Annotated in this window: 23 protein-coding genes; 11 read left to right on the top strand and 12 right to left on the bottom strand. The window is 57.9% G+C overall.

Features of this window, described 5'->3' with window-relative positions; genetic code table 11:
* Positions 1-123 precede the first annotated feature (123 nt).
* Positions 124-564, top strand: a complete 441-nt coding sequence (locus IQ265_RS02670) for a CAAD domain-containing protein (protein ID WP_194050663.1) — start codon at positions 124-126, stop codon at positions 562-564.
* Positions 565-699: 135 nt separating this feature from the next.
* Positions 700-2,016, top strand: coding sequence for a hypothetical protein (locus tag IQ265_RS02665; RefSeq protein WP_194050662.1), 1,317 nt, complete (start codon positions 700-702; stop codon positions 2,014-2,016).
* 156 nt (positions 2,017-2,172) lie between these two features.
* On the opposite strand, the gene IQ265_RS02660 is transcribed toward IQ265_RS02665, so the two are convergent.
* The 7 genes from IQ265_RS02660 to IQ265_RS02630 all read right to left on the bottom strand — a co-directional run bounded on the left by IQ265_RS02660 (position 2,173) and on the right by IQ265_RS02630 (position 9,166).
* Positions 2,173-3,444, bottom strand: a complete 1,272-nt coding sequence (locus IQ265_RS02660; RefSeq protein ID WP_228037524.1) for a serpin family protein — start codon at positions 3,442-3,444, stop codon at positions 2,173-2,175.
* Positions 3,445-3,624: 180 nt separating this feature from the next.
* The gene (locus tag IQ265_RS02655; protein ID WP_347404903.1) at positions 3,625-4,746 is read right to left on the bottom strand and encodes a tRNA (guanine-N1)-methyltransferase; all 1,122 of its coding nucleotides are present in this window, start codon (positions 4,744-4,746) and stop codon (positions 3,625-3,627) included.
* On the bottom strand, positions 4,743-5,042 hold the full coding sequence (locus IQ265_RS02650) for a DUF2103 domain-containing protein (protein WP_194050661.1): 300 nt from the start codon (positions 5,040-5,042) through the stop codon (positions 4,743-4,745). Before IQ265_RS02650 ends, IQ265_RS02655 begins: the two co-directional genes overlap by 4 nt.
* 39 nt (positions 5,043-5,081) lie before the next feature.
* Positions 5,082-5,399, bottom strand: a complete 318-nt coding sequence (gene clpS / locus IQ265_RS02645; protein ID WP_194050660.1) for an ATP-dependent Clp protease adapter ClpS — start codon at positions 5,397-5,399, stop codon at positions 5,082-5,084.
* A 149-nt stretch (positions 5,400-5,548) separates the two neighbouring features.
* Positions 5,549-6,817, bottom strand: coding sequence for a HAMP domain-containing sensor histidine kinase (locus tag IQ265_RS02640; RefSeq protein WP_194050659.1), 1,269 nt, complete (start codon positions 6,815-6,817; stop codon positions 5,549-5,551).
* Between the two features lie 135 nt (positions 6,818-6,952).
* A complete protein-coding gene (gene thiL / locus IQ265_RS02635) occupies positions 6,953-7,990 on the bottom strand; it encodes a thiamine-phosphate kinase (protein WP_194050658.1) in 1,038 nt (345 codons plus the stop codon).
* Between the two features lie 21 nt (positions 7,991-8,011).
* Positions 8,012-9,166 (bottom strand): peptidylprolyl isomerase, encoded by a 1,155-nt coding sequence (locus tag IQ265_RS02630; RefSeq protein ID WP_194050657.1) that lies wholly within the window; start codon positions 9,164-9,166, stop codon positions 8,012-8,014.
* A gap of 284 nt (positions 9,167-9,450) precedes the next feature.
* Between IQ265_RS02630 and efp the strand changes: the two genes are divergently transcribed.
* The 3 genes from efp (at position 9,451) to pyrF (ending at position 11,354) form a co-directional block, all read left to right on the top strand.
* A complete protein-coding gene (efp, locus tag IQ265_RS02625; RefSeq protein WP_194050656.1) occupies positions 9,451-10,008 on the top strand; it encodes an elongation factor P in 558 nt (185 codons plus the stop codon).
* Positions 10,009-10,117: 109 nt separating this feature from the next.
* Positions 10,118-10,609, top strand: a complete 492-nt coding sequence (gene accB / locus IQ265_RS02620; RefSeq protein WP_194050655.1) for an acetyl-CoA carboxylase biotin carboxyl carrier protein — start codon at positions 10,118-10,120, stop codon at positions 10,607-10,609.
* 19 nt (positions 10,610-10,628) lie between these two features.
* Positions 10,629-11,354, top strand: a complete 726-nt coding sequence (gene pyrF / locus IQ265_RS02615) for an orotidine-5'-phosphate decarboxylase (RefSeq protein WP_194050654.1) — start codon at positions 10,629-10,631, stop codon at positions 11,352-11,354.
* A 625-nt stretch (positions 11,355-11,979) separates the two neighbouring features.
* Here pyrF and cofH read toward each other — a convergent pair.
* The 3 genes from cofH to thrC all read right to left on the bottom strand — a co-directional run bounded on the left by cofH (position 11,980) and on the right by thrC (position 15,101).
* Entirely contained in the window at positions 11,980-13,242 is a 1,263-nt protein-coding gene (gene cofH / locus IQ265_RS02610) for a 7,8-didemethyl-8-hydroxy-5-deazariboflavin synthase subunit CofH (RefSeq protein WP_194050653.1), read from the bottom strand.
* Positions 13,243-13,395: 153 nt separating this feature from the next.
* Positions 13,396-13,671 carry a MoaD/ThiS family protein gene (locus tag IQ265_RS02605; RefSeq protein WP_106868885.1) on the bottom strand — a complete coding sequence of 92 codons (276 nt, stop codon included), beginning with the start codon at positions 13,669-13,671 and terminating at the stop codon, positions 13,396-13,398.
* Between the two features lie 125 nt (positions 13,672-13,796).
* Complete coding sequence (thrC, locus tag IQ265_RS02600) at positions 13,797-15,101, bottom strand: threonine synthase (protein ID WP_194050652.1); 1,305 nt, start codon at positions 15,099-15,101, stop codon at positions 13,797-13,799.
* Positions 15,102-15,627: 526 nt separating this feature from the next.
* Between thrC and ntcA the strand changes: the two genes are divergently transcribed.
* From ntcA to IQ265_RS02580, 4 genes are all read left to right on the top strand, one after another.
* A complete protein-coding gene (ntcA, locus tag IQ265_RS02595) occupies positions 15,628-16,299 on the top strand; it encodes a global nitrogen regulator NtcA (RefSeq protein ID WP_017297200.1) in 672 nt (223 codons plus the stop codon).
* 133 nt (positions 16,300-16,432) lie between these two features.
* Entirely contained in the window at positions 16,433-17,845 is a 1,413-nt protein-coding gene (locus IQ265_RS02590; protein ID WP_194050651.1) for a DUF3084 domain-containing protein, read from the top strand.
* Between the two features lie 208 nt (positions 17,846-18,053).
* Complete coding sequence (locus tag IQ265_RS02585) at positions 18,054-18,443, top strand: PadR family transcriptional regulator (RefSeq protein ID WP_194050650.1); 390 nt, start codon at positions 18,054-18,056, stop codon at positions 18,441-18,443.
* Between the two features lie 97 nt (positions 18,444-18,540).
* The gene (locus IQ265_RS02580) at positions 18,541-19,092 is read left to right on the top strand and encodes a cofactor assembly of complex C subunit B (protein ID WP_347404902.1); all 552 of its coding nucleotides are present in this window, start codon (positions 18,541-18,543) and stop codon (positions 19,090-19,092) included.
* A 92-nt stretch (positions 19,093-19,184) separates the two neighbouring features.
* Here the strand turns inward: IQ265_RS02580 and IQ265_RS02575 are convergent, their stop codons facing one another.
* Positions 19,185-19,511 carry a DUF3155 domain-containing protein gene (locus IQ265_RS02575; RefSeq protein WP_106920989.1) on the bottom strand — a complete coding sequence of 109 codons (327 nt, stop codon included), beginning with the start codon at positions 19,509-19,511 and terminating at the stop codon, positions 19,185-19,187.
* 243 nt (positions 19,512-19,754) lie between these two features.
* Between IQ265_RS02575 and IQ265_RS02570 the strand changes: the two genes are divergently transcribed.
* Both IQ265_RS02570 and IQ265_RS02565 read left to right on the top strand, forming a co-directional pair.
* Positions 19,755-21,239, top strand: coding sequence for a GAF domain-containing sensor histidine kinase (locus IQ265_RS02570; RefSeq protein WP_194050649.1), 1,485 nt, complete (start codon positions 19,755-19,757; stop codon positions 21,237-21,239).
* A 257-nt stretch (positions 21,240-21,496) separates the two neighbouring features.
* Entirely contained in the window at positions 21,497-22,663 is a 1,167-nt protein-coding gene (locus IQ265_RS02565; protein ID WP_194050648.1) for an alanine--glyoxylate aminotransferase family protein, read from the top strand.
* Positions 22,664-22,746: 83 nt separating this feature from the next.
* On the opposite strand, the gene glyQ is transcribed toward IQ265_RS02565, so the two are convergent.
* Positions 22,747-23,634 carry a glycine--tRNA ligase subunit alpha gene (glyQ, locus tag IQ265_RS02560; RefSeq protein WP_194050647.1) on the bottom strand — a complete coding sequence of 296 codons (888 nt, stop codon included), beginning with the start codon at positions 23,632-23,634 and terminating at the stop codon, positions 22,747-22,749.
* Positions 23,635-23,715: the final 81 nt, after the last annotated feature.

The raw sequence follows: 23,715 nt of genomic DNA, 5'->3' as shown, positions 1-23,715 counted from the left end.
TCCTTATCTCGAGTTTGACTCCGAGCCCATTTAGACGTGGAGTTATGTCTATAGGAAGCTACGTTTCCTTAACTGGGCTCGGTATGCTAATAGACCTTAACTAAGCCCCTGGGATAAGCCGTCATGAATGACTATCAATCGGATACTGCATTTACAGAGCCCGTAACGCCGGTGCCCGATCCGGTAATTGACGTAGACACGTCAGAATCCACCACTGATAGCTTGGGGGAGGAGGCCACCCGCCAGGTTCAGATCGTGTGGGATAAGGTGTCTGGGCTACTGGGCGACCTGCCAGACTATGTATCTGTGTTTTTTAAGCGCTACCGTCGGCCCATTGTGACGGTGGGTTTGATTATTGCCGCCATTATTGCGGTCAAGCTGGTGCTGGCTCTGCTTGATGCCATTAACGACTTCCCGCTGCTGGCCCCCACCTTCGAGCTGATCGGGCTGATCTACAGCGGCTGGTTCCTCTATCGCTACCTGCTCAAAGCCTCCAACCGGCAAGAGCTGCTGGGCGACATTGCCGCCATCCGTGACCAGGTGTTAGGGAAGGGCCAGGTGTAGGTGCCATGGCACTACTCCCTACTTTACCTTAGTACGGTTAACTGCCCCCTGTGATTCAGGGTCGCGCTTTCTATACTGGTTGTAGATGCAACGGGTGGTTGTGCGGTCGTTAGAACCCAGGGGGTTCGTTTGCTTATGGCGCAAGTAGTGGCGCAGACAAAGACAATTACCCAAGCGGTAGAACGTTTGGGCTATCGAGTGACCGTGGGGGATGTGGCCGCTGAAGCCGGTATGCCCCTGATGGAGGCACAGCAGGGGGTTTTAGCCCTGGCCTCTGAGGTGCAGGCTCACCTCCAGGTGGCCGAGTCGGGCGAGATCGCCTACGTCTTCCCCAAAAATATTCAGGCAATTTTGTGGAGCAAATCCTGGCGGCTGCGGTGGCAGGCAGCCTGGGAGAAAGTGTGGCGGGTCTTGTTTTACCTGATCCGCATTTCCTTTGGCATTCTGCTGATTTTGTCGCTGGTGCTGATTGTGGTGGCGATTACCCTGCTGGCGATCGCAGCCAGTAGTGCAGGCCAGCAAAACGACAACCGCAACCGTGGCGGCGGCGGCATGATATTTCTGCCCCGGATATGGTTTGGCCCCAGAATGTTTCGCAGCTTTGAACCTCCCAGTGCTCGCCGTCATCGCCAGCCTCGCACTCAAGAGGAGATGAACTTTTTGGAGGCGATATTCTCCTTCTTATTTGGCGATGGCGACCCCAATGCCGACCTCGACGATCGCCGCTGGCAGAGCATTGCTCAGGTAATTCAAGCCAATGGTGGGGCCGTGGTCGCCGAGCAAATCGTTCCTTTCCTAGATGATCTGGGCAAAGGCTGGGATCGCGATCTCGAAGACTTTATGGTGCCGGTGCTGAGCCGCTTTAATGGGGTACCCCAGGTTAGCCCCCAGGGCGGTATTGCCTATCAGTTCCCAGAGTTGCAGGTGACCGCCAACGAGCGTCGCCGCCTGCGGCCACCCCAATTTTTACGTGAAATTCCCCGCCGATTTAGCCAGGCTAGCTCGGGTCAAATTATGGCCGCAGTCGGCCTGGGCGGGGCCAACCTAATTGGGGCACTGGTGCTGGGCAGCATGCTGCGAGATCAGGCTCTGGTGTATCAACTGGGTGGCGTTGTGGCCCTGGCAAACTCGCTCTACTGGGTGCTGCTGGGCTATGGCGCAGCCTTCCTGGGCATTCCCCTAGTGCGCTACTTCTGGGTGCAGTGGCAAAACCGGCGCATTGAGGCTCGCAATGCCGAGCGCGAGCAGCGGGCCGCAGAACTCAACCAGCCTACCGCCGATCAGCGCGAAAAGCTCGCCTTTGCTGAAACCCTCACCGGTCAGACGGTGCTGGGTACCGATAACCTGGCCTACACCACCGAGAGTGATCTGACCGATCAGGAAGTGGCCCAGAGGGACAAGATTAACGCCGAGTGGCAGCGGTTGCTAGAGCAGCGGGGGAGGGGGGAGTAGGAGGGTGGGAGAGTGGGAGAGTAGGAGAGTAGGCGGGTGGGAGAGTGGATGTGTGGATGCGTGGATGCGTGGATGGGAGATCAGGATCTCTTTTGCCTCATCCACCCGCTTACCCATCTACCCGCCTACCCGCCTACCCGCCTACCCATCCACCCCCTAACGCGGATCGACGATCGCTCCAATAAACAGCAGCGTGCCCGTGTTGCGATCGCGGATGGCTGCTATGAAAGGCCGTTCGACCACCATTTCAAAGGGGGGATCGGGCGGTAGAGCAGCGGAGGTGGGCATGATGCCGATCGCGGTGCTGGCGGTGGCTTCGGTGCCCTCTTCGTTGACTTCAATAAAGGTTTTGTGGCGCACCTGGTTAATAAAAGCTTCTAGCTCGGTCAGGTTCGAAAAGTTGGCCTGGCCGAGTTCGAAGGCGATGCCCATGCCTAGGGTTTCTAGGGCTGGGATCAGATCGGCTTCGTATTCAAACTGAAATTTGGGCAGCTGAATTTCGCCGGGGCGCGATCGCATCTGGCTCATCCAGCTCTGCCAATTTTCGGCGGTGAGCTGGGTAGAAAACTCGGCCAGGTCGGTGTCGGGGGCGGGCAAAATTACCTCCAGACTAAGCGAGGCGTTTCCGTAGGGCAGACTGACCGCTTGAAACTGGTCGGTTTCTAGATACCGATAGTCGCCGTTTTGGGCCATCAAGGGATGCCGAATGGTCTCGCCGTTGGTCAGGGTGAAGGGGCGATCGCGGGTTTGGGCGGGGTCAAAGGCTTCGCTCCAGGCTCCTTTGAAGTAGATGGCATTGACCAGCACCAGCAGCTGATCGGCGCTCAGCTGGTCAACGATGGTGGGAATGCGATCGCGGGTTTGGGCTTTGACCCAGTTGTTAATGCGATCGGCGGCGCTAGGCTGGCTGAAGTCGAGAGCGGCCACCTCCGCACTGTAGGTGGCCTGCATCCGCTCAATGTAGTCGGCTCGCACTGGTAGCTCCTGATTGACCCAGAGAGAATTGGCGATTTCAAGCGCTACCTCAGGGTCGAGCTGGGTTAAATACTGGGTTAGGGCCTGGTTGCCTGCGTTGATTTGGTCGATGTCTAAACCCTGAATCTTGAGCGTGTTGGCGATCGCTGCCTGGGTTTCGCCGCTCGCGCCGTTATAGGCCATTGCCAGGGCCAGGGCTACGCTGGTAGGCGATACCAGCACGTTGTCGTTGGGGGTTTCCTGACGCAGCTGGTCAAACAGGGCAAAGCCAAAATCGATATGGGCCTGGGTTAGGTCTTGATTCACGGTGGGGGCTACAGGAGGCTCTTGAGCTAAATGGTTGGCGGGAGGGGCAGCGGGGGCAGGGGGCTGAGCCTGGAGCTGAGCCCAGCCCAGGGTTAGGGCGGCTAACCCGCCAGAAAGCGCGGCCCACCCCATCCATCGGTGTTCCATAACAGAGGTATTAATTAACGCTGCACCTACCTTGTCACGGGGGAATGGGGTAGGGCGGCCCGGTTGCAGGAATGGAAACTGAGTAATGCTTCTACTCCTGTGGGATAGCTGTCTCGGCTGTCCATTCAAGCCAGGCAAGACGCCTATCCCACCAGGCAAACCAAGATTCAGCTGATGCCCCTAGAACTGAATCGATCGAGCGATCGCCACGCAATCTCTAAAGGCCGCATCGGTCTTTACCCCCTGCCAGTCCATTGACGGAATTGCGGCTCGGTAGCCCTGGACTTGCAGAGCTGCGATCAGCTGATCCCGATTGGGAATATCCATCTGCCCCCGCCGCCCAATTTCGCCGAGGGGATAGTAGTAGGGCGGCAGGTCATTTTCCTGAGTCATGATCGCCAGCAGCCTGGCCTGCGATCGCCAGCCCCACCCCTCTGCTAACTCCTGCATCTGCGCCAGCGTAGGCCCATCGTGCAGTGATCCCAGCCACATCGGCCCGCTCACCACAGCAGTATCTGCAGTTCCACAGGGGCAGGGCACCCGGCCCAGGTGTCGCCAATCCACCATTTGAAAATGGCCGCAGCGGTGGCAGTAGGCCAAGAAGCCGTAGGTTGCATCGCTCAGCGTCGGCTTGTTCACCAACCGCACCATCACCCGGTGCACCTGGCCTGTAAATAGCGAAAACACCGGTTCAATACCCAAGCTTCGGGCCGCTGCGGTCTGGGCAACGTGGCCGAGCATGAGCCGTAGACCCTGTTCGTGGACGGCGGGGTGCGATCGCGCGCAGGCTCCGTAGGTGCGCAAACTGCGTTCTGGGTCGTGACCGCTGGTAGCACGCCCATCGGTGCTGGTCAGGTAGAGCATTCCGCCCAGGCGCGTGGCCCACAGCCCAGTGCTGACGTAGGGGGCGGGGCTGCCAAAGTTGTCAATATCGACCAGATCGTAAAAGTCGCGCTGCTGATAGCAGGTAAAAAAGACCTGGTTGGCATCGTGATGGGTAAGGCGGCAGGCGTCGGCGGGCAGGGCGGCGAGGTTTTGAGTCAAAAGATCACCCAGGTCGGGGTTACCTTCGTTAGCCCAGACCCAGTCGGCTCCCGCCTCTAGCCCGTAGCGCAGGGGCCGCACGCCGCAGCCGGTCATAGCGTCGAGCACCCGCAGCTGACCGTGGCGCTGGCGATAGACAGCGGCGGCCAAAATGGCCAAGTCGCGGGCGATCGCGCTTTGGGGGCGATAAAAGGCCGACCCTACATTGAAGGTGACCTTGCCTTCACGAACTAAATCCTGGGCTAGCCCCACGGTCACCCGGCGGCCTCTACGGCTTTGGCGATCGCGCTCTCCAGGGTGAGCTTGTCGAGATCGGTGAGCACAAACACTTCTTGAACGGTTTTACCCTTGCGGGCAATCAGCTTGAAGCCACCGCGAATGGGAACTGATACCTTGACGCGCAGCTCGGGCGAGTGGGCTCTTACGTTTGCAATCACCCCTGGGGTAACGGTGCCAATGCCGGTCTGTTCTAAGAGGCGTTCGAGGATGGGAATCAGCCCGGGCAGATGGGTGGAGTGGTTCCAGACTAGGCGACCGTCCGAAGCTTGTGTCATGTGAGGATTTAAGAAAGATTTAAGAAGACATTACTTTGATTATGCTTTCTCGAGGGGTGCCATCGTCAAGCCAGCCCGAGTAAGTTGGGTGTGGTACAGCTCGGCCTGCTCCAGTGGCCCAACCCAGACAACTGCCTGGCCATCGTGGTGCACCTGGTTGGTGAGCTCCCAGGCGCGATCGCTGCCCATGCCCGGAATGTACTTCATCAAACAGGCCGCCACATGCTCAAAGGTATTGAAATCGTCGTTGAGGACGATGATCTTGTAGTTGGGGTACGGCTTGCGCGTAGTTTGGCGGGTCTTTTCAGGGGCAATGGCAGGCGCTGAGGAAACCGCTTGGGGCAAAACCGAAATCATGGAGGCTGATCCTGAACGTAATATCGGGCAAGTACTCGCTAAATCAGGGCTTGACCCTTAATAGTGTATCGAATTCTGTAAATCTTCCCCAGCTGACGCCAATCCTTTCAACCTGAGCTGGCTGTCAACGATTGGGCGGGCCAAGTTGTCTACAGCGACAGCACTCGCTCTAGCTTGGGAATGGTGAGGGGGAGGTCGATGTAGGCGTCCGCTGCCACCAGCGTGGCGATCGCTGCATCCTGAGGGCACAGAATGGCGACTTTGATAGGCTGGGGCACTCGCGGTGGCTTGAGCTGCTGCAGGTGGGCGGCTAGGGCGGGGTTGCGGGCTTCGCGATCGCCCACAATCAGCAGATGGGGCACATTCACCGCCAGCTGCTGCTGCACCTCGGCCCAGCTGCGGCAGCCGTTCACCTGCCACCCGCAGGCTCGAACGTAGGCCACCAGCGCCCGGTGATGGTCGAGGTCGGTATCGATGACCACGAGGCGTTGCCCCCCGGCCCCCAACAGCGGCGCGCCGATCGTTTGGGCAGTTGACGATGTGCTACCCCCCGGCCCGTGGATTGGCAACTGCAAAAAGAACTGGCTGCCCCGCCCCACCACCGACTCAACCCGCAGATAACCCCCGTGAAGCTGGGCCAGCTGGCGAGTCAGAGACAGCCCCAGACCCGCACCATCGTACTGACGGTTGAGCTCGTGATCGAGCTGGGTAAAGGGCTGAAAAATCTGCTCCAGCTGATCGGCCGGAATGCCAATGCCGGTGTCTTCAACTTTAAATTCTATTTGGGTATCGCGGCGCTGCACCGCCAGCGTGACCTGCCCCTGGGGCGTAAACTTGACGGCGTTCGACAGCAGGTTGAGCAACATCTGGCGCAGGCGACGCTCGTCGGCCAAACAGGTGTCGGCGTCGGTTGCCCCCCGATAGGCTAGCGTCAGCCCCTTCTCGGCGGCGCGGGGCTGGATCATAGCCAAACACGATTGACACAGCTCCGGCAGCGATACCTCCGTCAGCCGCAGGTGCTCCTGGCCTGACTCCACCTTAGACAGATCGAGAATGTCGCTGATGATGGCCAGCAGGTGCTCACCGCTGCCGTGGATGTAGTTCAGGTACTCCACCTGTTTGGCGTTGAGCGGACCCACTACCTGGCGGGACAGCAGCGCCGACAGCCCCAGCACGGCGTTGAGCGGGGTGCGCAGCTCATGGCTAATCATGGCTAAAAAGCGGCTTTTGGCCTGGCTGGCGGCTTCTGCTGCCTGGCGCTGAGCCTCTAGGGCCTGGGTGCGCTGGGTCTGCCGAGCCTGCTCGAGGTAGCCGCGATCGCGGCTGGCCTGGTGCCGAGCTAACACCTGCTGCAGTTGCTCAAAGGCGGCCTCGTCTCGACAGAGGGGCCGTAGGTCGTCCAGAGGGTTAGCAGTCATGGTAAAACGGGGCGTCGGGCTGATGGGTAATCCGGCGAGCCGGCCTCTGGCCAGGTTTACCCCCATTAAACCCCACCGGGCTGGGGCCGTCGCATTCTGAAACTATTGTTTAGGGCTGATATTAGAGGCTGATATTTAGGGCTGGCCCTCCGGTTGGGGGACCGCTGCGAAATGCTGAAAGCCCTGGTTAAAACTGAGTACAGTGGGGGGCACTGCGTCTGCGGGCTGCAGCTCAACGCCCAGGGTCGCTGTTGTTTCGCCGACGATGGTGCAGTTGCTCCCCAACTCGGTCCGCAGCGCTCTGGCCTGGGGCCAGGGCAGACACAGCACCAGCTCAAAGTCTTCGCCACCGTAGAGGCACCAGTCGATTGCCTGCGATCGCCCCACCCAGGTCGCTACCGCTGGGTCAATGGGCAGGTCGTCCGCCCGCAGCACAGCTCCAACGCCGCTGGCCTGGCACAGGTGCAGCACCGCGTTAGCCAGGCCGTCGCTGGAGTCCATCGCGGCGATCGCGTCTGTGTTGGCCTCGGCCCCCAGCACTTGCCCCAGAACGGCGATCGCATCAAAACGGGGCTGGGGCCGCTGGTGGGCGGCTACCCAGCGATCGCGATCGGCCTCGGCTACCTCTACGCCCCGCTCGGGGTGCAGCAGTAGCTCCAGCCCCGCCCGCGACAGCCCGTGGTGACCCGTGGCCACAATCGCCTGCCCCGGCTGAGCGCGGTGGCGGTAGAGGGCGCGCTCAGGCCGCACGCTGCCCAGGGCCGTAATGGCCACGCTTTTGGTGTCGGCGCGGCAGAGGTCGCCCCCCAGCACCACGCCGCCCCAGCGGCTAAGGCCAGCGGCCATGCCCTCATATAGCCCTTCTACCCAGGCTAGGGGGGTGTGCCCCGGCAGGCTCAGGCCCACAGTAATGCCCACCGGGCTTGCCCCCATGGCGGCCAGGTCAGAGAGATTGGCGGCGACAGCGCGCCAGCCCACATCGGTCGGGGCGGTGGTGCGATCGCTGAAGTGGACCCCATCGACCAATACGTCGGTGGTGACGACCAGGCGCTGATCGGGGGGCAGGGCCACCACCGCTCCGTCGTCGCCAATCACATCCCCAGGGCAGAACCGGAACAGCCGCTGCAGCAGCCCCAGTTCCCCCAGCTCGGCAATGGTTTGTGGGTCGCTCACGGGCAGGCCAGAGAAACAGACTTAGGCGGGCTGCACCAGGTTGTCGGCCCCGGCAACCACCCGAATTGATTCGATGCGATCGCCCTGGGTGAGCTGCTCTAAAACCTCTTTATTCTCGACCACGTAGCCAAACACCGCATAGCGCCCGTCCAGCAAATTGAGCCCCGCTGGCGTCATCTCGGGTTCAAACAAGAAAAAGAAAAACTGCGACGAGCCGCCGTTGGGGTCGGTATTGGGGCGGGCCATACCCAGGGTGCCAAAGGCCGAGAAGGGCAGCACCGGCGCATCTAAAAAGCGACCAATGTCTTCTAAGGTGGTGCCGTAGACCGGGGCCTCGTCACCCTTGACCAAAATTTCGAGGGGTATAGCCCGGTAAGCCTTGGTTTTAGGGTCGACAAAGCCGTCTTCGGGGCCAGCCGGGTCGCCTGTTTGCAGCACGTAGTTGTCTTCGGCTCGGGTAAACTCCATGCCGTCGTAGAAACCGCGCTGCACTAAGTCGATAAAATTGCCGCCGGTTACCGGAGCGCTGTAGCCATCGATGACGGCCTGCATTGTGCCCTTGCTGGTTTTAATTTCCACCGTAGCGCGGCCCTTGAGCTGGGGTAGGGCGTCGTACTCCGGCGGCACAGCGTAGGGAAAGTCTGTCACCATCAGCTCTTCAATGCGGCTGACGTCGTCGAGAATAGCCGCTCGCTTGAGCCATACGGTCTCGCGATCGTGCTGGTCAACCGCCTCTCGCAGAGGCACCAGCTGGGTTTCGATGTCGTCAAGGTAGGAGATTGCGGCCGCCCGCTTACCGCTGGGCACCGCTGCCAGCATGGTTTCCCGATTGCGCATTAGAATGCGCTCCACCTTGGTCAGGTCTTTGCCCATGGGTCCCCAGCGCTTGCTGCGCAACCAGTCTGAGAGACCTTCCAGGGTGGCCTGCACCGTTCGAATATCCGGGTTGTCGATGGGCAACGAGTAGCGCAGCAGCGCCCGACCGTCGGTAATGGCGTTGCCCGGGGGCAGGTAGGCCACCAGCGGACCAGTCGGCAGGGCATTGGCTGTGGCCGCCGGACCAAGCCACAGGCTGACCATCACCACCAACCCCCACCCCAGCCGCGCCAAAAGCCGTGTCAGAGTACTCCCGCCTAAACCCAGCCGTTTGTTCATTGCCTGCATGTTCTTGGCCATAACGTCATTTTCCGCCCCAGGCGGCCTCTGTCCTGCAGCGCACTGCGCCCCTACAATCTTGTCATACTCTGGAGCCCCCCTGGCCTTGCTCCTCCGACCCCGGTCCTCTGACTTAGGCCACTCCCTCTGGGGCAAGGCGTTATCTCTAGCTGAGCTAGGCTTTAGAGGAGTGGCGTTCTGATTCGTCTAGCCTGAGGTCTGGTTAGGGGCAAAATCCTGTGGGAAATGGCCATAGGGGGGTAAAATGAGATGCCAAATAAAGACTGTCCACCGTAGCCAGCGCCATGATTTCTAGCAACGACTTTCGCACCGGTACCTCCATTGAGCTAGACGGCTCCGTCTGGCGCGTGGTCGAATTTCTCCACGTTAAGCCGGGTAAAGGCTCTGCCTTTGTGCGCACCAAGCTCAAGAATGTCAAATCTGGCAACACCGTTGAAAAAACCTTTCGAGCTGGCGAAACCGTACCCCAGGCGGTGATTGAAAAGCGAGACATGCAGCACACCTACCGCGATGGCGAAGACCTCGTCTTCATGGATATGGAAACCTATGAGGAAGTGCGCCTGACTACCGATGAGATTGGCCCCCAGGTGAAATATCTAAAAGAGGAAATGGCCGTCAGCGTAGTGAGCTGGAATGGTCAAATTTTAGAGGTTGAACTGCCTAACTCCATTGTGCTAGAAGTCACTCAAACCGACCCTGGGGTGAAGGGCGACACCGCTACCGGCGGCACCAAGCCCGCCATCCTTGAAACCGGGGCCCAGGTGATGGTGCCGCTGTTTATCTCGATTGGCGAAAAAATTAAGGTTGACACCCGCACCGACACCTACCTGGGCCGCGAGTAGAGCAACCGTCGTCAACATGCAATGGTGTCCAAGCGATCTAAGCCGCCTCTGGCTCAGCTGAGTCGCCAAATTTTTATAAATCCCGATCTGACCGTATGAGACTTACGCCGTGGAATTAAGCGTCACCGACCTGAGAGACTTAGTCGCCGCCCTGAGCCAGAGCGATATTGTTGAGCTCACCCTCAAAAGCTCAGATTTTGAGCTTACCCTGCGTAAACCCGGCGCTATGGTAGCGGTGGCCGCGGCACCTGTAGCCTCGGGGGCTGGGCCAGAGCTGGTTGTGAGCGCTCCGCCGCCTGTGGTTGAGCCGACCCCGGCCTTGACTACGCCGCCGGTCGCACCACCGGGCAAGGGCAGCGATTTAATCGCCATCAATTCTCCTATGGTAGGCACGTTTTATCGGTCTCCGGCTCCGGAAGAGCCTCCCTTTGTAGGCGTGGGCGATCGCATCAGCACTGGGCAAACGGTGTGTATTATCGAAGCTATGAAGCTGATGAACGAGCTGGAGGCCGAGGTTAGCGGCGAAATTGTGGAGATTTTAGTCGAGAACTCTCAGCCGGTAGAGTTTGGCCAAACCCTGATGTTGGTGCGACCGGCGTGACCTTTGCCCTGGTGTGTCTATGTCTGTTGACCAGCGCATAATTGTGCCTTTAGATGTGCCCTCGGCCTCGGCGGCTCTGGCCCTGGTGGAGGCGCTACCCCAGGTGATCTTCTGGAAGGTGGGTCTTGAGCTGTTTGTCAGCGCTGGCCCCGCGCTGATTGAGACCCTCAAGGCGCGGCAAAAGCGGGTGTTTCTCGACCTCAAGTTTCACGACATTCCCAATACGATGGCGGGGGCTTGCGCCGCCGTAGGCCGCTATGGGGTTGACCTGCTCACCGTTCATACGGCGGCGGGCAAAGAGGCTCTGGTGGCGGCTCAAACCGCTGCGATCGCCGGAGCCGCAGCGGCAGGTGTCGAGCCCCCCACTGTGCTGGGTGTGACGCTGCTGACCAGCATTGCCCCCAGTGTTTTGGCTGAGGAGCTAAAAATTCCGCTTGAGTCGACCAGCTATGTGCTGCAAATGGCGCGGCTGGCCCAAGACAGTGGCCTACAGGGAGCGGTCTGCTCACCCCAAGAAGCCAGTCAGCTGCGGCGCTTTTTGCCCGCCGAGTTTGCCCTGGTCTGCCCTGGGGTACGTCCCACCTGGGCCAGCAGCCACGACCAGCGGCGCACGCTCACGCCCCTGCAGGCCCTCCAGGCCGGAGCCACTTACCTGGTGATTGGTCGCCCGATTACGGCGGCCCCCGACCCCGCTGCCGCCTTTGGGCGCATTTGCGAAGAATGCTCTGCCGCGATCGCCCCCTAGTGCATCAACCCCTATACCGACTGCTGTTGGCTCTGCGGCTGGGAGTAGCTACTCTGGTAGCGACTTTGAGTCCGTTGAGCGGTAGCTTTGCACAAGTTTCTCCCCCGCTCCCAGAGACGCCGTATCTACGCCCCCCCAACCGTTGCCCTAGCGATCTCGAGGGGCTGACTGCCCGGCTGTTGACAGACCTGCCCAGCTATGCCAACCGGGTGGCCAGCCGCAACCTGCGCCTATCGGCAGAGGAGCCCAGCGTTGCTCCTCCTAACATCGTTGTGATCGCTAGCCTGCCCGACTTTACCCCCATCGATCTGTCTGACTATTCTCCAACGGATTCCCCGGCTGATTCCTTAGGCCGTGAAGATCCGGACGGTGATTCTGCGGCCCGTGGCGACAGTCCGCTTCAGCAGGTGTTCTTTACCACCCTGGAGCGCCAGTACTGGCGAAACCAGGTGGCTGCGCTGCAAAACTATCACTGGCTGTTTTTAGTGCAGAGCCAGGACGGTTGGTACATGGCCCTGCTCTACTCCAGCCTCGGTCGCTATGCGGCAGGCGCTGGCCCCCTGGCCGCAGTCTCAGATCAGCGTCCGCCTACCCCACCCGAGGAAAGTAGCGATGGCATTGTGGGTCAGGCGATCAGGCTCTGGCTACGCGACTGTCGGGCTGGGGCGGTGTTCCCTGTCGATGTCGAGGACGCCGTTGGGTTCCCAGACGCTTCTGACACAGTCCCGTCTGATGCAGCCCCGTCTGATGCGCTGCCGCTGGATGAAACCAATCTGTAGAGGGTGTCGCGCTGCTGAGCGGGGCGATTCAGGCTGGCGATCGCACCCCGCAAATCATCCACCGTCATGCAGGTACCCCCTTGGGCTCCAGCCATCGTGGTGATGTGCTCTTCCATCAGCGTGCCACCGATATCGTTGCAGCCCCAGGTCAGCGCCTCGGTAGCCCCCGCCAGCCCGAGCTTAACCCAGCTGGGCTGGTGATTCACAATCCAGTTGCCTAAATAAATGCGGGCTACCGCCATCAGCAGGAGCGCATCGGCCAGCACCGGCTGGTCGCGCCCTACCCGGCGGCGCAGGGGTTTAGGTGCCTCCTGCCCGACAAAGGGCAGCACAATAAACTCAGTAATCGCCGCTGTTCGGCCCAACGCAATAGACTGACGCTGCAGCTGGCGCAGCTTCTCCAGATGGGTAATCTGCTGGGTCGGAGTTTCGATATGGCCCGACAGCAGGGTGCTGGTGGTCGGTAGGCCAATGTCGTGGGCCTGCCCAACAATCTCCAGCCAGGTAGCCGAGTTGATTTTTTCAGGGCACAGCACCCGCCGCACGTCGTCGTCGAGCACTTCTGCTGCCGTGCCCGGCAGCGAATCGACCCCAGCCGCCTGTAGCGCCAGCAGCACGTCTCGGTAGCCCAGCCCGTCTTGGCGAGCGATGAACTGTACCTCCTGGGGCGAAAAGGCGTGCAGGTGCAGAGCTGGATAGCTGCCTTTGATGGTCTCTGCTAGCTTCAGGTAGTAGCGCAGAGAACTGCCGTCAACTGTAGCTGCGGGGTTAAGCCCGCCCTGCATGCAAATTTCGGTTGCGCCCACGGCAACCGCTTCGGCAGCTTTTTCAAGAATGGGAGAAAAATCGAGCCAGTAGGAGCCCTCGGTCTCGGCATCGCGGCGAAAGGCGCAGAAGTTGCAGTGCTGCTCGCAGATATTGGTGAAGTTGATGTTGCGGTTGACCACGTAGGTCACCGTTTCTCCAACCTGACGCAGGCGCAGGGCATCGGCCGTCTGCCGAATCGCCGCCAGCGCCTCTGGGTCGCGCTGCTGCAATAGCGTGACGCCGTCAGCGGCTGAAATGTCGGCTCCAGCCAGAGCTTCAGCAAGAATCGGTTCAATGTCCATAGGTTTAAAGTAGGCCGCTGCCCATAACGCCACCTTTCTATTGTGTCTATTGTGACGGTTGAGCGCTCCGAGGTTAAGCCCAGGCTACAAAAACGCGATCGCCCCAGGGATTCAAATTCCCCTGGGGCGATCGCGCAGACTATCTTAAAACCTCTAGCCTCCGGCTACGGCGGGCACAATGCTAACTTCATCCCCGTCGCTGAGGGCCGTTTCTTTGCCGTCGAGAAAACGAATGTCTTCGCTGTTGACGTAGAAGTTGACAAAGCGGCGCAGTTCCCCAGCATCGTCGCAGAGGCGAGCTTTAATGCCGGGGCAGTTGCTCTCCAGGTCGTTGAGCAGTTCTACGATGGTGCCGCCGCTACATTCAAGGGCGGCCTGGTTGTTGGTGAACTTTTGCAGAGGGGTCGGAATGAGTACTTTTACAGCCATGGTGGTGTCTATCGCTAAGGTTTGAGAAGTTAAGGTCTAGGAGCAGTCAAAAAAATGATCCCACAGCGATCGCCGGGAGATCGGGCGGGCCAAGCCAAACTGGCTCAGCCCAGTTAGCAACGGCGCTATACAGGAACCTGCTGCCACTCCAGACGGTCCAGGGTGCGAGACCGCTCTAGAGCCCGCTCAAAGCTTTCGAGCTTGGGCTCAATGGTGAAGGGTTCGCCAATATAGCCCTGTACGGCTTCTTGAGTCTTTAAGCCATTGCCGGTGATGTAGACCACCGTAGACTCGTTGGGGTCAATTTTACCGGCTTCCACCAGCTTCTTGAGTACTGCAATGGTGGTGCCGCCTGCAGTTTCGGTAAAGATTCCTTCAGTTTCGGCCAGCAGCTTCATGCCTTCGATCACTTCAGCGTCGGTGACCGACTCAATGTTGCCGTTGGTTTTGCGGGCAATGTCGAGGGCATAGATGCCGTCGGCGGGGTTGCCAATGGCGATCGATTTGGCGATCGTATGGGGCTTCACCGGGGTGACAAAATCGTGGCCTTCCCTAAAGGCTTGGGCGATCGGGGAGCAGCCCTCGGCCTGGGCCCCGCTAAAGCGCACCGGCTTGTCGTCGACCAAACCCACTTTAACGAACTCCTGAAAGCCCTTGTAGATTTTGGTGAACAGAGAGCCAGAGGCGAGGGGGGCAACAATGTGGTCAGGCAGTCGCCAGCCTAGTTGTTCAGCCACTTCATAGCCCAGGGTTTTAGACCCTTCTGAGTAGTAGGGGCGCAGGTTGATGTTGACAAAGCCCCAGCCGTGGGTGTTGGCCACTTCAGAACAGAGGCGGTTGACCTGGTCGTAGTTGCCCTGTACCGCCATTACGGTGGGGTTGTAGATCAAGGTGCCCAGCACCTTGCCGGCCTCTAGGTCGGAGGGAATGAATACGCAGCAGTCTAGCCCGGCATGGGCCGCGATCGCTGCCGTAGAGTTGGCCAGGTTGCCCGTGCTGGCGCAAGAAACCGTTGTAAAGCCCAGCTCTTGAGCCCGCGTCAGCGCTACCGATACCACCCGGTCTTTGAAGCTGAGGGTGGGCATGTTGACGGCATCGTTTTTTATATAGAGTTCTTTGAGGCCCAGCCGCCGAGCCAGGCGGTTAGAGCGCACCAGGGGCGTCATGCCCGTGCCCACATCAATGGGGGTGTCGGTACTGACCGGCAAAAAGTCTTTGTAGCGCCAGATTGACAGCGGCCCAGCTTGAATGGTGCTGCGAGTCACCCGCTGACGAATTGCATCGTAGTCGTAGGCCACCTCCAGTGGGCCAAAGCAGACATCTTCACAGACGTGCTTGGCACCCAAGTCGTAGGTTGTTCCACACTCTCGGCACTTTAGAGCCGAAAAGGTAGGCGTGGTGGCGGTGGAGCGTTCGATGGACTGCGTCATGGCGGTTCTCTAGAGTCTGGTAGAGGTCTTGCTGAATTAGGTATTCAGAACGTAACACCGAAAACAAGATCTGGTCAAACATACCCGACTATTTTTGTCGGGTATGTTTGAATCCTTGGTGCCCAGGGCTTCGCACCCGTGGCCAACAATCTATCAAAACTGTCCTCTGGGCTAATTTAGGTTTGCAGCAGCTACTTGGGCCATTCTTCCTTGTGCACCTACTGCTTTAGCCTGAAGTTGGCCTGAGGTAAACGGGGAGGAAGCTGGGTTATAGAAGTCACTTTGACAACGGAAAAAACCGCCTAGGGATTGACAAAGTAGCGTGCTATACAAACGCCTTCCAGGTAGTTGAGGTTAAGTGATCTAAAGTCATGGAACGTTTGCATTATCTAATGTGCCAGACCGATCAAACTGCTCTATGCTTGGTGCCCAAGGTGGTCTGTACTGAGGGCTCAGCCATAATTTGGCGGCATAGAATAGCAATTTCAGTGCAGATGCCCTCTGTGATGCTCTTAGCAAAACGTTTATGGTAGTGACCCAAGATAAGCCGCTTGCCAATGTCTTCCGCCAGCTGTCTGGGGGGGCGTTTCCCCCAGTTGTTGAGTCCTACGATCGGGGCAAGACTATTTTCTTTCCGGGAGACCCCGCCGAACGCGTCTATTTTTTGCTCAAGGGAGCCGTTAAGCTATCGCGAGTATACGAGGCGGGAGAAGAAATTACGGTGGCCCTGCTGCGAGAAAACAGCGTGTTTGGGGTGCTGTCACTGATTACGGGCAATCGGTCCGATCGCTTTTATCACTCCGTGGCATTTACGCCGGTCGAGCTGCTGTCGGTGCCCATTGAGCAGGTTGAGCAGTCCCTAGAGGAGAATCCTGAGCTGGCGCTGCTGATGCTGCGAGGGCTATCGTCTCGGATTTTGCAGACCGAAATGATGATTGAAACGCTGGCTCACCGCGATATGGGATCGCGACTGGTCAGTTTCCTGCTGATTCTCTGCCGCGATTTTGGCGTTCCAAGCCAGGACGGGATCACGATTGACCTCAAGCTCTCCCACCAGGCGATCGCTGAGGCGATTGGCTCAACTCGAGTCACCGTCACTCGCCTACTGGGCGATTTGCGCCAGGAGGGCATGATCTCTATTTATAAAAAGAAGATCACCGTTCACGACCCGGTCAACCTGAGTCAGCAGTTTACCTAGACGGTGGCTAAGCCAAGGGCACAACGATGGTCTGGTCTGAGGCTGGGGCTGAGGCGGTTAGTCGGTTTGACCTGGGCGTACAAGAGCCCAACCCATGCAGTAGAGTAAATGCAAACTCCCCTGTGGCTGGTGCATGGTTTCTGGGTACGTATTAATTTTGGCGGTCTTAATGTTGGGGGGAGTCATTGCCACCCTGGGCGATCGCATTGGTACGCGAGTGGGCAAGGCCCGCCTCAGCCTCTTCAACATGCGTCCTCGGCAAACGGCGACGGTAGTCAGCACTGCTACGGGGAGCATCATTTCAGCCTCGACGCTGGCCCTGCTGTTCGGGGTGAGCAGCCAGCTGCGTACTGGAGTATTTGAGCTGGGCCGCATTCAGGACGATCTGGCCAGTGCCGAGGCCGACCTGGCCCAGGCCCAGGCGACGCAGGAAAACGTTGAAGCTGATTTAGAATCAGCCACAGCTGAGCGCCAGCGAGCCCTAGGGCGGCTTCAGGAAGTGAATGAATCACTCAATCGGGCCGTCTTGCAGCAGGATGCCACCGAGGAAGAGCTGCGCCAAACCCTCGGCCAGCTAGACACCGTCTCGCAGCAGGCTGAAACGCTGCGACAGTCGACCGCTACGCTGCGGGTAGAGCGCGATCGCTTGCTGCAGCAGCAGGCCACCATTAGCAGCCAGATTGCCCAGCGCGATCGCGCCATTGCTGAGCTTGACCAGCAGATTGCCCAGCGGGATCAGCAGATTGCCGAACGCGAGCAGCTGCTGGCCGACCTCGAGTCCCAGCAAGACTTTTTAGAGCAGCAGGTAGCGGCACTGCAAACTCAGTACCAAGGGCTTTTTCGCGGCAACATTGCCCTCAACCGCAACCAGGAGATTTTGGCAGGGCAGGGGCGGGCCGAAAACCGCGCTCAGGCCGAAGAATTTGTAACCGAATTTCTGCAGGAAGCTAACCGCATCGTTTCTCGCGCCATTGCCCCTGGTACGCCAGTGGATCAGCAAATTTTGCTAATTGGCAATCGCGAGGTCGAAGCCCTCATTGACCGTCTAGCCACAGGCGAAGACTACGTCGTGCGCCTGCTGTCGGCGGCCAACTACATCACCGGTGAACCCTGCGTCCTACAGCGAGGCGAACCCTGCATTCAGGTATTCATCGACGCCACCCCCAACCAGCAAATTTATGCCGAGGGCGAGCTGTTGGCCACCGTAGCGCTCGATCCGCCACCGTTTGGAAACCGCCAGCTGCTTGAACGGCTCAATCTGCTATTGGCCGCCACCCAGTTTCGGGCTCGCCAAGACGGCATTGTCAGCGATAACCTGCAGGTAGCTGACAACCGCCCTGAAACCATTCTGAACTTTCTAGAGGCGGTACAGCAATCCGGGCAGGCCGTTGATTTCCAGGCCATTGCCGCAACCGATATTTTTACAGCCGGGCCAGTGCAGATCAATTTAGCCGCTGTGCGTGACGGGCAAATCCTATTTCAAACGGACGTAGCTCCTACGCTGTTGGAGAATGGCGATAATCGCTCCAATTCCACGGGTCGCTAACCCTATTAGGATCCAAGATTAATTATCCTTGACGGCGAATATTTAATAATGTCTAAAAAAATTTGCAGATAGTTACCATATACCCCCACTTCTATACGGTGGGGATCACCTGTGTTTAGAATTAGCCTAACTGTCAGCTGCTAATCAATTGCTTTTAGCCCTGGTCTGTGTCGAAGCAGGCAAACTTTAATATATCTGGAGCGATCCCATGAAATTTGAGGATATTTATCAGTTCTTCGAGGATCCACCGCCAATCTACCTCAACAAAGAGCTTGCCGTCTGTTATGTGTTGTCGGTGTTGCTTCAGCAAGATTCCTACGGTACTGAGTTGATCCAGCGGTTGACTCACAACTATCCCCACTATCGCTTATCTGACACCGTACTGTACGGAGCGCTTAAGTTTTTAGAAGACGAAAACGCTATTGATGGCTATTGGAAAAAGGTAGAAGGCCGGGGCCGCCCCCGCCGCATGTACCGCCTCAACCCTGACTGGCGGCTGCAGTCTGAGGAGCTAGCCGAATTCTGGAAAACCTACATGGGCGATCCGGTGCGGCCCACCACCGCTCAAAGCCCTGCTTACTCTTCCCCACGGCGGTGACAGGCCGTTCAAACTCTCAAGGGCTATTAACCAGACTGGGCCTACCTGAATGATCCATCATTCCGTACCCTAGAGAGGTACCCCAGTTGGCCCACCCGTGACTGAAACCATAACCTACTCAACCCTCTTTCTAACCCTGCTCATGATGGTGGGGTTAGTCTTTTTTATTCGGGCATCTACTAAAGATCGCATAGAAACCCTAACGCTCGCCCGCCCCGTAGCGCCGCTCACCCTGCTGCAAACGCTAACTACCCATTTTGAAGAACGGGCCTACAGGGTAACGGCCGCCGAGGTCGAGGCTCAGCGCATTGTGCTACAAGGACGAGTGCGGCCTAGCCTATTTTTAGCCGGTTTTTTAACCCTACTAGCCGCTATTGGTGGACTGTGCTTTGCACTAGTGCTGACCAATTTATGGCCTGCCTACGGTACTGTTTTCTGGGCATTGGTTGGGGTCGCGCCAGTGGCTGGTTGGTTTTACTGGCGAGGGTCAGACCGCGACGAAGACATCATTCTTCAGGTCCGCCCGGAGGCCTCATCAGAAGACCCTACCCGCCCGTCTGCCACCGTCACCATCACCGCCCATCGGGACGAGCTGATTGCCCTAGAGCAAGATCTACAGCGTGAAACCGAAAAAAAAGCTAGCCCTTAGGCTAGCTTTTCGGTACTTAGCTTTGCGCTACTGGATACGATGACTCAGTCAACCCCGCTAAACCAGCTGGGCTGGTCAGCAGTCTATCTGGTTTAGTGAGTCAGGGTCTCTAGGGCTGAAGAATTCTCTTCATCTTCTTCGCCAAGCAGTACTCGTAGACTGGGGAAGAGAAAATGATTCTCTTCAACGTACTGGGCTCCAAACAAACCCTTCTCGGCCCAAAAGTACCGGTCAGTAGTATGCTCGTTCCGTTTAACCAGCAGCAGGGCTGGGGGGGCGATGCCCTCGGAATGAATAAAATTCCGAGCTGCGGTTACGGGTTTTTCGTTGCCGCTCTCAATACTATACTGAGGAACAGCCTCTAAGATGCGACGGCCTTCTAAGCGACGACGACTCTTACGCTTGCGTCTCCTTGCCAAGTTGCCTACCTCCCTCTCAGTGGATATTTGGATGTAGTTTCGGTTACAAAATTTGTTAACCAGGCCAAGTATATAGGCTCAAAATAAGAATTTCAACTTCTCTTAAAAATTGGGTCTAAAGTGCTACAAACCATAACTTGTAACGGTTACAAGGGTGTTCAATGGAGATAGGCCTGAACAGAATTGTTAAAAAATTGACAAAACTTTAATTATTCTTCCGTCAAACTCTTAAGTTGCTTCGCCATGATTGGCTCCCCTAGCTCCGAATTTATGGCCCTGTGTCAGTCCCAGGTTCTCCTGCTGACCCAGGCTTTAGGGGCAATGTCGACAGTGGTCTACCTGGTCGAAACGGCGGCAGACTCAATCAACCCAACCCTAGTACCCCTGGTGGCATACCCGGAGACCGCCGATCTCTGGAACGGTCTGCGCGAAGGGTTGGCAGCGGTTTCTGATCGCGAAAGTGAGGGTAAAGGCAGCGGGCAGGAGTTGTCTCGAGTTGCGGTTCAGCTGGACGACTGGTCTTCCCGCCCCAGGGCGACCGAGCCCGAGCAGTCGGCCTACTCCTCGCCTTCAAGTTTAGCCTCCCCAGGGGCAGGGGCCGAGACGACGGCCTATCCCCTGGTGCTGCCCTTAACTCACGAGGGAATTGTGCTCGGCATGATGGTCAGCACCCGTGATGCCCAACCCTTCACGCCCGATGATTATCAGCAGGCAGAGCAGGTGGCTAGCACTCTGGCGATCGCCTGCGTTATGGATCAGCGCAGCCAGTGGCTACAGCGCCAGCTCAACCAGCGCCAGCTCAACCAGGCTGACCAGTCCGAAACCTTCCACGATCTGCTGCACCAGTTTCGCAACCCGTTGACGGCGTTGCAGACCTTTGGCAAGTTGATGGTCAAGCGCCTGCCTCCCGAAGATACCAATCGCCCCATTGCCGAGGGTATTGTGCGTGAAAGTCGACGCTTGCAAGATTTGGCTCAGCACTTTGATGACGCTGTCGCTACCGTCGATGAAACCCTTACTCAGCCCACCAGTCCTTCGGTGGGTGGGCTACTATTGCCCGGCTCAACCGTCGGTTTTGCCGAGCACGCTGCCGCTACATTTGACCCAAAAGAAATCCCCAGTGGACTGGCGATCGCCCCAACGGGTCACGGTCTGGGGCGATCGCTAACCGTAAAATCTGGTGCGATCGCCGATGTAGCTCTACCCTTGGTGCAGTCAGTTCTGCCCCTGGCCCAGGAGCGGGGGCTGCATTTGGTGCACTACATTCCTAGCGCTCTACCCGATGTCTGGCTTGACGCAGCCGCCCTGAGCGAGGTGCTTCACAACCTGATCGACAATGCGCTTAAGTACACCTCCCCCGGAGCGCTGGTGTGGGTAACAGCCGGGCTAGTTCAGCAGCTAAACGCCCAGATCTTCCAGGGCATTGCCGTGGGCGATACCGGAGCGGGCATTCCCACTGACGATCAGCCGCAGCTGTTTACCCGTCACTTTCGCGGCGTGCAGGCCCGGGGTGACATTCCCGGCACTGGTCTAGGTTTAGCAATTGTTCAAGATCTTGTGCAGGGTATGGGGGGGCACGTCGACTTAATTAGCCCAGTCCAGGGTACCCCCTGGCTACCCCCCGAGGCCGCCGCCTATCCTCCCCATCCAGGAACACTATTCGTAGTGTGGCTGCGGGTCTCCCCCAGAGAGTCTTCGTCAGTATCGCCTGCCAAAGCAGATACTTAAGCCCACCCGCCAGGTCTTGGTGCAGGCATTCCCCTAGCTGTGCTCAACGCTACTAAAAGCCGCTTCCATAGGAGAATGAAATCAGCTAATCTGCCCCGCTGGTGCCTTTGTCGTTTTCATGTTCGACGTCGTATCACTTTGGTCTTTTCGACTGTAAACGCTTAACTTACAGATTCTGCAACAGATTCTGCAATAGATGTATTTCTGCATTCAGTAGTCAATCCAAAGTCAATTCAAAATTAAACATCGGTGAATTCATGGCAACCACCCTCTCCCCTACCCCTTCCACTCGGCTAACGCCCCCTGCTCCCCTCGCTCCCCTTGAGGTGCCCAAGCGATTACTGCTAGGGCCAGGTCCTTCCAATGCCGACCCTCGCGTTATTGCGGCAATGAACCAACAGCCCATCGGCCACCTCGATGCCGCTTATCTAGCGATGATGGACGAGGTGCAAGACTTACTGCGCTACACCTGGCAAACCACCAATCCCCTCACCTATGCGGTAGCCGGTACCGGGTCTGCAGCAATGGAAGCCACGATCGCCAATGCCGTAGAGCCGGGCGATCGCATCCTTGTCGCCGTCAAAGGCTACTTCGGCCATCGCCTTGTCGATATGGCCCAACGCTACGGAGCCAATGTCGTCACTATTCACCGACCCTGGGGCGAAGCTTTTACCCTTGAGGAACTAACCGTTGCTTTGGATGAGCATCGGCCCGCAGTGCTGGCGATCGTCCATGCCGAAACCTCTACTGGAGTCCGCCAACCCCTCGAAGGTTTAGGATCAGCCTGCGCCGATCGCAACTGTTTGCTGCTGGTCGACACTGTTACCAGCCTAGGCGGCGTACCAATTTTTCTCGACGAATGGCAGGTCGATCTAGCCTACAGCTGTAGCCAAAAAGGGCTGAGCTGCGCCCCCGGTATTTCTCCCTTCACCATGAGCCCTCGGGCCGTCGCCAAGCTAGAGCGCCGTCGCCAACCCGTCGCTAACTGGTATCTTGATGCGGCTCTGCTGCGCAAATACTGGGGGCCAGAGCGGGTTTATCACCATACCGCGCCAGTCAATCTCACCTACGCTCTACGCGAAGCTCTGCGTCTGCTAGCCGAAGAAGGCCTAGAGACTCGCTGGCAGCGCCATCAACAAACCGCCACCTACTTTTGGCAAGGGTTAGCCGACCTTGGCCTCACCTGCCACGTTGAAGAATCCCTTCGTCTACCTACCCTAACTACTGTACGCGTGCCCGACGGTGTCGATGCCAAAGCCGTTGGTCGCCAACTCATGACCGACTACAACATCGAAGTCGGTGGCGGCCTTGGAGAGCTTGGGGGCAAGGTGTGGCGAATTGGCCTGATGGGCTACAACAGTCAGCCAAAGCACGTCGATACTTTGTTACATGCTCTGGGGACGGTGCTGCGTCAATCCGCTTAACGCGTCAAATCGCTGACTACCATAGCAAACTGAGGAGGCGTCTCCATAACTTATAGAGACGCCTTCTTGGCCGAGGTAATTTTCTAAGCTACTTTCTGCTGCCCGCTTGTCAACAGAGGAAACCCTAGCTTCTCCCGTTGTTCTAGGTAAAGCTGCGCTACTCGCCGGGCTAGTCCTCGTACTTGGCGGATGTATCGAGTGCGCTCTGTTACCGAAATCACGCCTCGCGCATCCAGCAGATTAAAAGTGTGTGAACACTTCAGCACATAGTCATAGCTCGGCAGCACTAGCCCTCGATCCATCAGCTGCTCTGCCTCCTGCTGGTACAAATCAAACAGCGTGAACAGCAGTTCTGAGTTTGAGGCCTCAAAGTTGTACGTCGAATTCTCGACCTCCGCCTGCATATAGATATCGCCATAGGTGAGCTGATCGTTCCAGCGAATCTTTGCGATCGCATCCACCTCCTGCAAATACATTGTCAATCGCTCCAACCCGTAGGTCAGTTCAATCGATACCGGACGGCAGTCAATCCCCCCACACTGTTGAAAATAGGTGAACTGAGTAATCTCCATCCCGTCCAGCCATACCTCCCAGCCTACGCCCCAAGCGCCTACCGCCGCATCCTCCCAGTTATCTTCCACAAACCGGATATCGTGGTCTTCCGGTTTAATCCCTAGCGATCGCAGCGACTCTATATAAGTCTCCTGAATATTTTCAGGTGATGGCTTAATCAACACCTGGTACTGAAAATAATGTTGATAGCGGTTCGGGTTCTCCCCATAGCGCCCATCCGCTGGACGCCTGCAGGGTTCTGCATAGGCCACCGCCCAAGGCTCTGGCCCTAGCGCCCGTAAAAACGTGTGTGGGCTTTTCGTCCCGGCTCCCTTCTCCGTATCGTAGGGCTGCATAATTACGCAGCCCTGCTTAGCCCAAAAGTCATTCAGTGTTGCAATTACAGACTGAAAGTGCACAACTCCCCCCGGTTACTAACCCAGACCCACACTCATTACCTCTAATAGTATTCAACAAACTTGCCACCACCGTTAAGCGAT

This window comes from Nodosilinea sp. LEGE 06152, assembly GCF_015207525.1.
In the GTDB taxonomy this organism is placed as follows: Bacteria; Cyanobacteriota; Cyanobacteriia; order Phormidesmidales; family Phormidesmidaceae; genus Nodosilinea.
Note: the sequence above shows the minus strand (reverse complement) of the source record. Positions and strands in the feature narration are given on the sequence as shown.